Origin of the sequence: Paenibacillus sp. FSL R5-0908 (assembly GCF_038006245.1) — a bacterium.
Taxonomy (GTDB): Bacteria; Bacillota; Bacilli; order Paenibacillales; family Paenibacillaceae; genus Paenibacillus_AQ; species Paenibacillus_AQ odorifer.
Genome location: NZ_JBBOUV010000001.1, coordinates 7,129,373 through 7,143,252 on the forward strand (window position 1 = coordinate 7,129,373; position 13,880 = coordinate 7,143,252).

General features: G+C 48.2%; 12 protein-coding genes. 4 read left to right on the forward strand and 8 right to left on the reverse strand.

Annotated elements, in window-relative coordinates; all coding sequences use genetic code 11:
* The first annotated feature begins 195 nt into the window (after positions 1-195).
* Both MKZ09_RS32600 and MKZ09_RS32605 read left to right on the forward strand, forming a co-directional pair.
* Positions 196-1,788, forward strand: coding sequence for a histidine kinase N-terminal 7TM domain-containing diguanylate cyclase (locus MKZ09_RS32600; protein WP_076202007.1), 1,593 nt, complete (start codon positions 196-198; stop codon positions 1,786-1,788).
* A gap of 144 nt (positions 1,789-1,932) precedes the next feature.
* A complete protein-coding gene (locus MKZ09_RS32605; RefSeq protein WP_076132664.1) occupies positions 1,933-3,402 on the forward strand; it encodes an alpha-amylase in 1,470 nt (489 codons plus the stop codon).
* 57 nt (positions 3,403-3,459) lie between these two features.
* On the opposite strand, the gene mprF is transcribed toward MKZ09_RS32605, so the two are convergent.
* The 8 genes from mprF to MKZ09_RS32645 all read right to left on the reverse strand — a co-directional run bounded on the left by mprF (position 3,460) and on the right by MKZ09_RS32645 (position 11,964).
* A complete protein-coding gene (mprF, locus tag MKZ09_RS32610; protein WP_076132666.1) occupies positions 3,460-6,126 on the reverse strand; it encodes a bifunctional lysylphosphatidylglycerol flippase/synthetase MprF in 2,667 nt (888 codons plus the stop codon).
* Positions 6,127-6,493: 367 nt separating this feature from the next.
* Positions 6,494-6,844, reverse strand: a complete 351-nt coding sequence (locus MKZ09_RS32615; protein WP_076132668.1) for a FlxA-like family protein — start codon at positions 6,842-6,844, stop codon at positions 6,494-6,496.
* Positions 6,845-6,959: 115 nt separating this feature from the next.
* On the reverse strand, positions 6,960-8,192 hold the full coding sequence (locus MKZ09_RS32620) for a multidrug effflux MFS transporter (RefSeq protein WP_076132670.1): 1,233 nt from the start codon (positions 8,190-8,192) through the stop codon (positions 6,960-6,962).
* A 155-nt stretch (positions 8,193-8,347) separates the two neighbouring features.
* A complete protein-coding gene (locus tag MKZ09_RS32625; protein ID WP_076132672.1) occupies positions 8,348-8,968 on the reverse strand; it encodes an alpha/beta hydrolase in 621 nt (206 codons plus the stop codon).
* Entirely contained in the window at positions 8,965-9,915 is a 951-nt protein-coding gene (locus MKZ09_RS32630; protein WP_076132674.1) for a ring-cleaving dioxygenase, read from the reverse strand. Before MKZ09_RS32630 ends, MKZ09_RS32625 begins: the two co-directional genes overlap by 4 nt.
* 17 nt (positions 9,916-9,932) lie before the next feature.
* A complete protein-coding gene (locus MKZ09_RS32635) occupies positions 9,933-10,334 on the reverse strand; it encodes a DoxX family protein (protein ID WP_076132676.1) in 402 nt (133 codons plus the stop codon).
* A gap of 114 nt (positions 10,335-10,448) precedes the next feature.
* Positions 10,449-11,297: a KPN_02809 family neutral zinc metallopeptidase gene (ypfJ, locus tag MKZ09_RS32640; RefSeq protein ID WP_038573724.1), complete on the reverse strand. Its 849-nt coding sequence runs from the start codon at positions 11,295-11,297 to the stop codon at positions 10,449-10,451.
* Between the two features lie 196 nt (positions 11,298-11,493).
* On the reverse strand, positions 11,494-11,964 hold the full coding sequence (locus MKZ09_RS32645) for a MarR family winged helix-turn-helix transcriptional regulator (protein WP_036682080.1): 471 nt from the start codon (positions 11,962-11,964) through the stop codon (positions 11,494-11,496).
* 281 nt (positions 11,965-12,245) lie between these two features.
* On the opposite strand from MKZ09_RS32645, the gene MKZ09_RS32650 reads away from it, so the two are divergent.
* Together MKZ09_RS32650 and MKZ09_RS32655 are read left to right on the forward strand one after the other, a co-directional pair.
* Positions 12,246-12,941, forward strand: a complete 696-nt coding sequence (locus tag MKZ09_RS32650; RefSeq protein WP_081394172.1) for a futalosine hydrolase — start codon at positions 12,246-12,248, stop codon at positions 12,939-12,941.
* Positions 12,941-13,792 (forward strand): 1,4-dihydroxy-6-naphthoate synthase, encoded by an 852-nt coding sequence (locus MKZ09_RS32655; RefSeq protein WP_076202010.1) that lies wholly within the window; start codon positions 12,941-12,943, stop codon positions 13,790-13,792. The genes MKZ09_RS32650 and MKZ09_RS32655 overlap by 1 nt, the downstream gene beginning before the upstream one ends.
* The last annotated feature ends 88 nt before the right edge of the window (positions 13,793-13,880 follow it).

Genomic DNA, 13,880 nt, shown 5'->3' on the forward strand with positions numbered 1-13,880 from the left:
CATGTAGTATTAAGTAACATGTTACACGCTACTGACTGCACTCTCACTAGACAATTAGTAAAATAGCTCCTGTTAAATTGCGTCATTTTGTCTAGGAGACATTTTTTTGACCACAAACCCGAAGTATTTTTTTTATATCCGCAGATATGTGGTAATATTTATCCATATCTTTCCTCGGTAGGTGACAATAGACCCATGGGATCTATAATCTCGAATTATATTGTAATTGTTGCTATATCAGGTGTGCTGAGCGTCTTACTAGCCCTTTTCGCCTACTATAAAAAAACTGATTTCTTAGGAATCAGGGCTTTTGTTATAAGCTCCTTTACCTCTGCTATTTACACCTTCGGTTTCGCCTTAGAGTTATCGGGGAAAACTCTGGAGGAAATCAGCTTCTGGATTAAGTTAGAATATCTGGGGATGCCCTTCATTGCGCCGGCTAGTCTAATCATGGTGATCCATTTCGTTGGGCTGGAGACGCTGTTTAAAAAAGGCCTACGGACGGCGTTATTTATCATTCCATTCATTACAACGCTGCTGGTCTGGACCAATGATTACCATCATCTCTTCTATAAATCCATTTATTTACGGGAAAATACGCCCACCCCACTCGTTGATGTTGTGATGGGACCTTGGTATATCGTTCACGGCAGCTTAACTTTCGGCTGTCTGCTGGCAGCCATTTGCCTCATGATATGGCAGTGGAACCGGATGAAAAGGGTATACCGCAGGCAGATCGTCACAATAATAATCGGGTTAAGCCTTCCAACACTCGGCTCTTTTTTGTATCTGATGGGCTTGACTCCTTACGGAATGGACCCCGTCCCGATCATTATGAGCCTGACCTCCTCCCTATATATTTGGGCTATTTTATCCCGGGGCATGTTAACGGCTGCACCTATTGCTCGTGAGAATCTGTTCGAGAGCATGCGGGAGGGAGTGCTTGTCACCGACCGCTCGGACATGCTCGTCGATTACAATCGGGCAGCCGCGGATATGATAGAGGGGCTCAACTCCTCATCGATTGGCAAGCCGCTAGCACAATTATTTCTTAACGCAGGCAAAGACGCCTTGTCCTATGTGATGGATGCCGAGCCACTATTGCGCGAAGAACGGGAAGTGGCTTGGAACAAAGCAGAGGAGATCTGCTATTATCAAATCCGCTCCTCTCCGGTACAGAAACAAGAGGGGCACATAGCAGGACAGATGATCATGCTGATTGACGTGACTGAACGAATACTGCTTCAGGAGAAGCTGCGTCAATTGGCTACGATGGACAGCCTTACGGGTATCTATAACCGCTCCTATTTTTTGGAGCTTAGTCAAGCATTGCTTGCCCGGGCTGGCAGCCTGCGGAGCTCATTATCTATGATTTTGCTGGATGTGGACTTCTTCAAGAGCATTAATGACCGCTATGGCCATCAATATGGAGATCAAGCTCTACAGCATATTGTCCAAGTGTGCAGCAGGCATCTGCGGGAGGGAGATCTCTTTGGCCGTTATGGTGGCGAGGAATTTGTGATCTGTCTGCCAGAGACGTCGCTGAAGCAAGCTGCATTGCTCTGCGAAAATATCCGCGCGGATATTGAACAAAGCACCTTATATACCGTCATCGGGCCCATTAATGTGACCGCCAGCTTTGGAGTTGTAGAGGCCCTAAATCCAGAGGCCACTCTAGAAGAGCTACTCTCTGAAGCCGACCATGCTCTGTATAGCTCCAAACGGAATGGACGCAACGCTGTGCATCTCTCTCAAAGGTCAGAAATCATTCTTTTCAAGCCTGTTTAATGACAATCATGTCCCTTCCTGCGCATTCAACAACTGGCCTTATTTTTCATAGTCTGTTTTTAAGTTTAATAAGAGTTATCTGAAAAACTAATCAGAGTGTTGAGAGTAAAATTTGCTTGATGGGATATGGAGGCGTAAGAACTAATGAGGAACCATACAATGATGCAGTTTTTTGAATGGCATGTTGCTGCGGACGGGAAACACTGGGATCGCTTAAAAGAAACTGCAGCCGCGCTAAAAGCCGTAGGCATTGATTCAGTTTGGGTACCTCCTGTGACAAAGGCCGTCTCCGCAGAAGATACAGGCTATGGCGTGTATGATCTATACGATCTGGGCGAATATGACCAAAAAGGTACGGTACGCACCAAATATGGCACCAAACAAGCACTGATCAACGCAATTTCGGAATGTCAAAAGAATGGCATCGCCGTCTACGTTGATTTGGTCATGAATCATAAGGCAGGCGCGGATGAAAAGGAAGTATTCCAAGTCATCGAGGTCGACCCCAATGATCGGATGAAAGAAATTTCGAAACCTTTCGAGATTGAGGGTTGGACAAAATTCACCTTCCCTGGCCGCGGGAATGAACACTCTGCCTTTAAGTGGAATCACAATCATTTTAACGGCACTGACTTTGACGCCAAAGAAGAGCGAACCGGCGTATTCCGTATAGTAGGCGAGAATAAAGCGTGGAATCAGAATGTTGACGACGAGTTCGGAAACTATGATTATCTAATGTTCGCTAATATTGATTACAGCCATCCGGAAGTCAAAAAAGAAATGATCCAATGGGGAAAATGGCTGGTGGACACCCTCCACTGCAGCGGCTTCCGCTTGGACGCCATCAAACATATCAACCATGAGTTTGTTAAAGAATTCGCGGTAGAGATGTTTAATAAATGTGAGAAGGACTTCTATATCGTCGGTGAATTCTGGAATTCCGACTTAGAGTCCTGCCGACAATTTCTGAATACCGTCGATTATAAAATTGACCTCTTCGATGTATCCCTTCACTACAAGCTGCATTCAGCTTCCTTGGAGGGCAGAAACTATGATCTGACCAAAATTCTTGATGACACGCTGGTGCAGACCCATCCCACCAATGCTGTAACCTTCGTTGACAATCATGATTCTCAGCCTCACGAAGCCCTGGAATCCTGGGTAGATGATTGGTTCAAGCAAAGTGCTTACGCGCTTATCCTGCTGCGACGGGATGGATATCCTGTGGTCTTTTACGGGGATTATTATGGGATCGAAGGACCAACACCTGTAGCAGGTAAAAAAGATGCGATTGACCCTTTGCTGTATACCCGCTATCACAAAGCTTATGGTGAACAGAAGGATTATTTCGATCATCCTAACACGATTGGCTGGACACGGCTCGGCGTGGAGGATATTGAACACTCCGGTTGTGCGGTTGTGATCAGTAATGGTGAGAATGGCCAGAAGAGAATGTTCGTAGGAGAACATCGCGCCGGTGAAGCATGGGTGGATTTCACCCATAACCATAAAGCCACCATAACCATTGAAAAAGATGGTTGGGCGACCTTCCCGGTCAATGGCGGCAGCGTCTCCGTCTGGGCTCTGCCGGATGCAGAAGCTGACAAGAAGTAAATCACTTGTACCTGATTAAAAAGGTGCCCAACGCCGTTTGGCGTTGGGCACCTTTTTTTAGTTATTCGCTTTATGCTCCGGATGTCGGGATACAAGCCTCACCAGATCCAGTGTTAAGACGGGTAATGTTAGGGACGCTGGATAAGCCAAGTAACGCGGCTCCCACTCTGGATTGAACTTTTCCTTGTAACGACGCAATCTGGCAAAACCGTAACCATGCCCATGCCCACCTCTATTAAACACTTGATGAGCCAGCTTCTCCTCCTTCAGAGTTCCGGGGTCCTGCCCTCCACTGGATGATAGAGGAGTGTTGCCTAGATTAAATCGCCGATATCCCTTGGACTTCGCCCATTCCAGCATACAAACCAATAAATAATCCACTGTCCCGTTTGGCACATTCTTCCCCTGGCGCAACAAATCTACGGACAGAGTCAATCCTTGATCATACCCTGGGATAATAGAAGCAAATGCCAGTATTGTACCTTTGGTGTTCCGCACCACCACAATGGGAGCCAGTTGCAGATAGTCGACCTTAAACCAGCCTAACGAATAACCCTTTTCCGCTCGGCCATTCAACCACTCGTCCGATATCGTTCGCAGTTCTCTCAGCAAACTATCAGCATGCGGCGCTTCTGTAATTTCAACAATCATGCCTTCCCGTTCAAAACGATCGCTTACCCGTTGCAGATCACCATTCTTCAGATCACTGAGTGCAAAGTTATCAAGGCTTATCACTGCCTCTTCACCCAGCTTAAAAAAGCGATAGCCCTGCTCTTGATAGACCGATAAAAAAGCAGGTGAAGCTTGATAGAAGACTACAACCAGACCATACTGATCTGCAGCTTGTCTAAATTCACTGATGGCTTCATTCATTAAGCTTCTCTCTCCCAGCGGATCACCCAGCACAACGAGCTTATCCCTAACTCTGGCGAAAGCAAGCAGCACTTTATCGTTCTGAGCCCAGAAGAAGCCCTTATCACCCAAAAATAACGTATGCGTTAAGGTATTGCCTTGAACTCCATCTAGAAAATGTTTCAGCTTAGCTACATCCAAGGTCCCGAACAGCTCGTTCTCCTTATGATGGGGCCTGAGGTTTACCCACATTATGAGCAGTACCCAAGACAAGACCAATCCTCCCACTGCCGTAAATGCAACATGACTATACCGCTGCAACCATTCAGGCTGTACACCCGGAGGCAGATGCTTCAGAAATCCACGATGTACATAACAGCCCATCAGATAGTAGCTTAGTGCAATTACTGAAGTGAGGGCAAACCACCGGATCGCACTCTGTCTGCTGATTGGCGCACTAATCCGATAAAACCGCGATCTGGATATCCAAAGAATAAGCGCTACTATAAGTAGCAACAGCGCCTCTTCATAATCAAACCCCTTAGTGACTGCGAACAACGATCCAATAAACAGAAGTACGCTAGTCCATACATATGCACTATGAACCCGCAATGTAATGCCCCGCGACAATAAAATCAGCATAAAACCAATAAGGACAGACAGATGATGAGAAAGCTGCATTACCGGAAACGGCAATATTTCCTCCGTAATCTTCAACCTATACAGCAATCCAGGTACTGCTGTAGATAGTAAGAGAATAAGCCCGCTAGCTAGTACCAGCTTGCCAAGAGCCCACATCCCAAGATCGCTCAGAAAGGTATACTGACCCGGCCAGCCCCAGATCTTCTGCCATTTGTTAAGAGAGGGTTCGAACCCTGGAACTGAACGATCTTGATCCTTTTTTCCTTGCAGGCCAATTTCCAGTGCAGCCAGCACCAATCCGATCAACCAAGGAATGACATAATAAAACAATCGAAAGATGACAAGCACCGCCATCGCCTTATCAGTCTGGTAGCCCAGCTGAGTCAGCCCGAGCAAGGCGATAAGGTCAAATGCACCGATACCGCCGGGTGCCATACTCAAGATGCCGGCAATGGCAGCAATCGTAAATATACCAAAGATAGCTATAAAATGGACCTCATCCAAGAGATGGCTGCTGATGGTCCAAAACGTCACGCCAGCAAAGCTCCATTCCAGAAAGGAAGCCCCGACGGAGTTAACGACTGTAAGCCATGGTGTTCTGCCTTTTCCCCGGTTAATCCATTTCGCATAAAGCGATGAGCGCTGCACAAACACAAAAACCGGTAAATAAAGCGCCATACCCCATACTGCAAATACCAGCCAGCGATGTTCTTCCAGCAAAGCCGTGGCCGGGAGTAAACCAAAGATATTCGCCCATGAAAGTAGTGATAACCCGGTAATCATAAGCGGCGACAGAAATACAATGGCGGGCGTTAGCACGGAGGTCGGCACTCCGCTTTTTTTATACAGCAGCGTCCTTAAACCAACTCCAGCCAGACCTGCAAACCCAATCAAGTTATTAAATGTATTAGCAATCCATGCATACCGAAAGGTACTCCACAGCCCTACTTTTAAACGAAAATGTGCCCGAATCAAATAATCATAAGCACTCATCACAGCTACGGAAAGAAGTGCAAAACCAATCATTTGCAAAATAGCAGACGTAGGTACTCGCCTTAGTTCACGCATTATAAGTCCTAAATGAACCTGCTTCAGCTCATGTTGCCCCTCCCAGTATACGAACGCTATGATAGCCACTGGAAAAAGAGCTCTGACCGCCCGGATCCGATAGATAGATAAGATCAGTCTTACAATTTTGAATCTTTCTAATGTCTGTTGCTTTGAATGCATGAGCCCACCTGCCTTTACCGCTGACACACGTTGTGCTAGACAATTTTTACAACTAGTCCATTATAGCAATTCTTGGAATAGAAGACCCGTGATAATCAACACCTACTCTATTAGACTGCCAGCAAATCCCTAACCCCTGCAACAGCTAAAGATTTTTTGGGAAATGAGGATAAGCATAGTTAATATAGTACGAAGCTGGACAGATCAATATGACGGAACTTTATTTTAAGGGTATCTTTCTAGTATTGGCCAACAATGTGATAAAAGAACATTTAAATTGTAGTCTAATCTTAAAAATACATAACAAAAAGGACATCCCTCACGGCAAAGGATGCCCTTTTTGTTATGTAACACGATTTAGTATGGTTTATACACGGATATCAAATCTGCCTTGGCTATCCGTTGTTGCGTTAGCGATCTCTTGCGGGCTTGCCGCAGCAAGTGCATTGTTTGCAGGTTTGGCAGGTGCTTCTGCACTACTGCTTGCTGCGGAAGCACTGCTCTGCGACTTCTGGGAAATCTGTGCCTCGATCTGCTTGATTTGCTGCTCAATTTGTTTCGTTTTCGTTTCTTTGGTCTTCGCGTCATCCGAGCTGGCGTCAATCTTGTCCAATTCGGCTTCCAGCTTCGCTTTTTGTTTCTCGAGCGCGCTGGTATCTGTGGTACTAGACGTCGAGGTAGTATACGATGTAGAACCTGAGACTGCGGATATACTCATAATCATCCCTCCCTTCCTTACCTCCAATATAATCCTTTTGCAGATAAGGAACGTTAAAACCCGCTGAAAGTTTGCTGAAAGTATTGCTCTCTTTCAAGGTTTTAAGGATAAACTGTTAGGAATTAGAATTCCCGCGTCTGACCAACAGAAAATAAGACAGAATAGAGAGAACACCCGTACAGGCAATCACAATTGCCATCGGAAGTGCTGAGTCTACGCCCCCAAGACCCACAAGCGGTGCTACACAGCTACCAAGCAGCAACGGTAAGAGTCCGATTAAGGCCGAAGCACTGCCTGCGGCTTCTCCTTGGTCCTGCATCGCCAGTGAGAAGCTGGTTGCTCCGACAATCCCCACACTGGAGACAACGGCGAACAGACAGATTAGAATAGGGATCAGCCCTCCCCCTACCAGGATCGTAAGCAGCAGCAAGACGCCCCCCGTTGTACAGAGCAGCAACCCGCTAAGCAGCAGCTTCGTTTCACTCACCTTACCAGCTAGTCTGCCGGCAATTTGACCTGTAATAATAATCCCAATCCCGTTCACAGCAAAGATCAAACTGTATATCTGCGGAGTAACCGCAAAAATATTTTGCAAAACAAAAGATGACCCCGAGATATAAGCGAACATAGACGCTGTAACAAAGCCTTGGGACAAGGCATAACCCATAAACTTGCGGTTGCCAAGTAACACCTTAAAGGTAAGCAGAGTACCCTTCAATCCACTCTTGGAGCGCCGCTCCTTCGGCAATGTCTCAGGCAAGCGCAGGAGAATCGTCAAGCAGAAGATAATTCCGGCAGCAAATAATACGAGGAATATCCCCTGCCATGTAGTCACTCTTAAGAGCTGTCCTCCAATGACTGGTGCCAAAATCGGACCCAGACCATTAACAATCATCAATAAAGAGAAAAATTTCGTTAGTTCAGAGCCACTGTACAGATCACGCACAGCCGCCCTAGAGACAACTACACCCACTGAACCAGCAAGACCTTGAATAAACCGCAAAACAATTAAAAGTCCAATCGAAGGGCTAAAAGCACATAGCACTGAGGAAACAGCATAGATGAACATCCCTATAAGCAGTGGACGGCGACGTCCATATACATCACTCAGTGGTCCAGCTACTAACTGACCCGAGGCCAGTCCCAATAAAAAGAAGGTAAGACTTAGCTGCACCAAAGCAGCTGTCGTACCGAAATCGTCGACAAGTGTAGGCAGCGCTGGCAAATACATGTCAATCGACAACGGTCCAATGGTTGTAATGGAGCCCAGAATAACAGCAAGTTGTAATCTCTGCTTCCTTGAGGGTCCATCTACAGCAAGTTTATTAGCATTTTGTATTCCAATCATGATCCTTACGTCAACCTTTCTAAAGCAACCCGGGGGCCTTTTTTTGTATTCTTCATACTAACGTAAAGGAACTCAAATGATCAATCCTTTTATAAGGCCTCATTCGGGGCTAATAACTTAAAAATAACCGCCAAAAGGCGGTTATCCTAATTGTTTTATGCATTTGGAGATGTGCTAAACCCCTGTAGCCAAACTTTGGCAGCATCGGCTTCCGCCATACTCAAGCGGTGACCTTGGTTGCCCCAATGGGTTGTAACCTCAGCGCCTGCTTTCTGCAGAATCCCCTCTAGCTCCTGAGTTTCCGTAGATGCTATTAGCGGATCATTCGTACCTGCCCCAATAAAGATGGACACCCCTTCAAGAGAAGGAAGCTCCACATTGCGTAATGGCACCATCGGATGCAACAGCACTGCCGCGCGGAAAATGTCCTTATAATGAAACAGAAGGCTACCAGCAATGTTTGCACCGTTAGAGTAACCAACCGCTACCAGATTGTTGGCATCAAACCCGTATTTCTCTGCCGCCTCATCCAGAAACTGCTTAATCTCGTGGGTACGGAAAACTAAGTCCGCTTCATCGAACACTCCTTCCGCCAGCCGACGGAAGAATCGTGGCATGCCATTCTCCAGCACATTGCCCCGTATACCTAGCACCGATGAATCTGGAGATAACATCTCAGCCAGCGGCAGCAAATCCTGCTCATTACCACCTGTACCATGAAACAACACTAACGTAGGTTTAGTTATATCTTTACCTTTACGGAATACATGAATCATCCCTGCTTCACCTCAATTTCTCTTACTTGAATAGGCGTTAAGTTTTCTTCGATAGCCGCGCGATGCGGCTCAAACCAGGACGGCAGCATCAACTTTTCACCCAACGCATCTGGGGCTTCATCACGGGCAAAACCTGGAGGATCTGTAGCGATCTCGAACAGGATTCCTCCTCTTTCACGGAAATAGATCGCATTAAAATACTGACGGTCTTGAACGGGTGTAGGTCTATGCCCATGACTCTGTACAAGTCGCGACCATTCCAGTTGCTCTGCATCATCCTTTGCGCGCCACGCGATGTGATGAACGGTCCCTGCACCTCCCGCTCCGAGCGGAACGGGTGATGTCTTCAAATCAATAATATTACCTAGCTCCCCATTGGTTCTATAGCGAGTATATCCATCTCCGTCAGCAATATGTTCCATACCCAGCGTATGAACAAGTGTCTCGGCTGTTTGCAACGGATTGCTGCTATACAGCACAGCCCCGCCAAAACCTTTGATTGCGTATTTAGTAGGAATCCCACCAAAGGACCACTTACTGAGCGGGCCTTCCTCACGTTCCACCAGTTCAATCCGCAGACCGTCGTAATCGGCAAAAGCTAAATAGGGTTCCGAGATCCGACTTCCTTTTGTAACCGAAACTCCGTATTCAGCAAGGCGTTGTTCCCAGAATTTCAGAGCACCGACCGGCACTGCGTAGATCGTTACGCCAACTTGACCACTGCCGATTCTGCCTCTACGCCCTACAGGTGAAGGAAAAAATGTAATAATCGTTCCCGGCGAACCCTGCTCATTTCCAAAGTATAGATGATAGACCTCTGGAGCATCAAAATTAATCGTTTTTTTCACGAGCCGTAGACCCAGAATCCCGGCGTAGAAATCAACATTGCGCTGAGCGTCTCCGACAAAAGCTGTAATATGGTGTATTCCTGCAGTTTGAAGTGTCATTATTATAAACTCCCTTCTTAGTTAAAAAACAATGCATCTAGAGAAATCGAACCTGGTCCCGTAAGCGCCACACCTACCGCAAATACCAGAACCGTGAGCGGAAACTCAATCCCGTCCGAAGTGGACCAGAAACCATTTGGAGCATGAACCTTAACGATTGCCCCCAGCATCGTGGCAGCGATCAACACCGCTGCAACAGGCGTTAACAGTCCTGCCGCGAACATAAATCCGCCCACCAGCTCCATAATCCCTGCTAAAATCGCCATAGTCACACCCGGTTTGATTCCGATGGACTCCATCCAGCCTCCCGTACCCTTCGGACCGTAACCTCCGAACCATCCAAATAGCTTTTGTGCACCATGTCCTATAAACGCAAGTCCAATCACCAATCTCATTAATAACAGTCCTACACTTATCATTTTACATTCCCCTATTCCTTTGATTTAATTATCTTAATGTTAAGATATTGGGTAAAAAAGAGCGCCCGGCGAACCGGAATAACCTATGGGCTGCTCTCCTCTTCCCTCTTCTATCTACAACTCGGAGGCGTTAAACGTATCGCCGCCCTTAATCGTACCCGAGTTAAAACCTTTGTAGAACCAGCGCTTTCTCTGCTCTGAGGTACCGTGAGTGAAACTATCCGGCACTGCATAGCCCTGGGCCTGCTTCTGAATCGTATCATCGCCGACGGCGCTTGCAGCTGCCAGAGCTTCCTCTAAGTCGCCTTCCTCCAGCAGATTCATACCCTGAGCATGATTGGCCCAGACACCGGCGAAATAATCCGCCTGCAGCTCAAAACGAACCTGATATTTGTTGTACTCCTTCTCGCTCAACGTCTGACGAAGGGAATCGAGCTGTTTCGAGGTGCCTAGTAATGTCTGTACATGATGTCCAACCTCATGGGCAATAACATAAGCCATGGCGAAGTCGCCCGGCGCATGAAAGCGTTGCTGCAACTCATCATAAAAGCTCAGATCAATATACAGTTTGGCGTCGCCCGGACAGTAGAAGGGACCAACTGCCGAGGTGGCTGTTCCGCAAGCAGAGTCTACACTCCCACTGTATAGCACTAAGGTGGGGTCCGTATATGTCATTCCCTGCTGCTGAAAAATTTCACCCCAAACCTCCTCTGTGTCGGCAAGAACTACCGATACAAACTCCGCAAGCTCTTGCTCCTCTGCGGTCTGTTCATAAGGGGCCGTTGAACTGGAGCCTGTGGAAGTCAAACTTCCCAGGATATCCCCGGCATTGCCTCCACTGAGTAATGTGATGACCAGGACAAGGATAATTCCTCCGATCCCGCCACCAATCATCTTGCCACCGCCGCTCATGCCTCTGCGGTCCTCCACGTTCGAACTCCCTCTTCTTCCCTGCCATTTCATGGCCAAGCCCCCAGTCGAAATATCAGGTAATCTTAAGTAAATGGCTACCTGGCTTCGTTAAGTTAAATATCTTATTAGTGATATACCCAAAAAAGCAGGGTTTCACTTATACTTACTGGAGTTGGGAGAATGAGGATGGAGCCGAACTACTTCCAACCTTATAGAGGCGCCTAGTTATTCGTCATGTTCGCAGCGCCTACACACCTTTGCCAAGCTTTTTCATTAATTCGATAGCCTGGACTTTCTCTTCCTTATCTAATCCACCCATCAAATCATGAATTGAGGCTACATGACGAGGGAAAATCTCATCAAACAGTTCACGGCCTGCATCCGTAATCTCCGCATAAGTAACGCGGCGATCCTCGCTACAGGGTACACGTTTCAGCAGTCCCTTTTTCTCCAACTTGTCGATATTATAGGTAATACTTCCGCTCGTAACGAGAATCTTCTCCCCGATCTGTTGCAGCGGAATCCGCGTTCTATGGTAAAGTACTTCAAGCACCATGAATTCAGCCGAAGCCAAGCCATAACTCTTCATATCCTTCACCGCATGATCCATTAGGCTCTTATAAGCCTTAGATAAGACTACAAACAATTTCAGTGAGGCGGCTTGTTCTTCGTCAGGTGCACTCTCTGTATTACGCAGATTTACTTGTTTATCACTCATCAATTCCACCTCCACTTCAATCAAACTAGTATTCAATCCATTTATTTGTCTTTACATTAAATATCTTTAAGTTAAGATAACTATACGACTTCCCATCCTCCTTGTCAACCTCATCGCTAAAAAAGTCACTTCCGTCTAGAGACCGGTAAGTTTTCCTATGACACTTTCCAGGGAGTGATAAAAATTACCCCAAGTTTGACCTGACCTATAAAAGGGCGTATTCTTGTCTTTACGAATGACTCTTTAGTAAGCGATTTCAATACCCTAAAGGAGGCAACCTGATGAGTTCGTTCAACCCAACCCCTACCGAAGAAGCTATGGAGGGGCAGGCTGGAGCACGACGCGTGCTGATCGTGACAGCCGTAGACGCGGAGCGTGACGCGGTCCTGCGCGGCCTGCAAGGCAGCGACAGGTTCCATGTTATCGCTGCCGGCGCTGGGCCGGCAGCGGCGGCGGCGGGAACCGCCGCGGCACTCGCAGCCGGTTCTTACGGCTGCGTATTGAGCGTCGGGATCGGCGGCGGATTCCCGGGGCTGGCACCTTTAGGCTCGCTGGTTGTAGCCAGCGAGATGATTGCCGCCGACCTCGGGGCCGAGACGCCGGAGGGCTTCCGCAGCGCTGCCGAGCTCGGCTTCGGCAGCGTGTCCGTGCTGGCTGACCGCGGCGCGGTGCAAGCGGTTTCGGCCGCGCTGGCAGCGGCCGGGTTACCCGTAAGCACGGGCACCGTGCTTACGGTCTCGACGGCGACCGGCACCGCGGAGACGGCCGCCGCCCATCTCGCGCGGCATCCCCATGCCGTCGCGGAAGCAATGGAAGGCCACGGAGTCGCCGTGGCCGCCCAGGCGCTGGGGCTCCCGGTACTGGAGCTCCGCGCCATCTCGAACCCGGTCGGTCCCCGCGACCGGGCCGCTTGGAAGATCGGTGATGCAATGGAAGCATTAACGGCGGCAGCCGCTATATTACTGGAGGTGCTGTAATGACAACTGAGCTTAATATCGCTTTTTCCCCTTGCCCTAACGATACCTTTGTATTTCATGCCTGGGCGCACGGGCTTGTCCCGAATGCACCTAAGCTGAATGTAACCTATGCCGACATTGATATTACCAATACGCTGGCCGCTGACGGAGAAGGACCAGAAGTCCTCAAAATCTCCTACGCTGCGCTGCCTTGGGTTCTGGAGCGGTACAAACTGCTGCCATGCGGCGGCGCTTTAGGTCGCGGCTGCGGCCCGCTGCTGCTTACAGCAAGTGGACCCCATGCGATCAAACGCCCAGAAAAGCTAGCCGGACGCCGGATTGCTGTGCCTAGCGAACGCTCTACGGCTTATTTGCTTTTCCGATTATGGGCAGCACAAAATGTAACTGGAAGCATCGGCGAAATAGTCGTAATGCCTTTCGATGAGATTATGCCTGCCGTACGGGATGGCCATATCGATGCGGGGCTGGTAATTCACGAAGCCCGCTTCACTTACGCCTCGTATGGTCTTAATATGCTGACTGATTTAGGCAGCTGGTGGGAAAGCGATACCGGACTGCCCATTCCACTCGGCGCTATCATTGCCCGCCGTGATTTAGATGCCGATGCTATCACCGGCTGGATTCGCAGCTCTCTTCAGTATGCGTGGGATCATCCTACGGATTCCAGGGACTATGTGCTTAGCCATGCTCAAGAGTTGGCTCCTGAAGTGGCTAAATCCCACATCGATCTCTACGTGAATGACTTCTCGATGAATCTGGGTGATGACGGCTATGCCGCAATCTCTGCCCTGCTTGATCGTGCTGCGGCAGAAGGACTTGTGCCTGCAATCGATCCAGCACTGCTTCGTTAGCATTTACCAGATAGTTTAACAATCCCCGGCCACACCTATAAGGTGTTCTCCGGGGATTTTATTTATTCCGCGTAACCTTCCAGCCAAC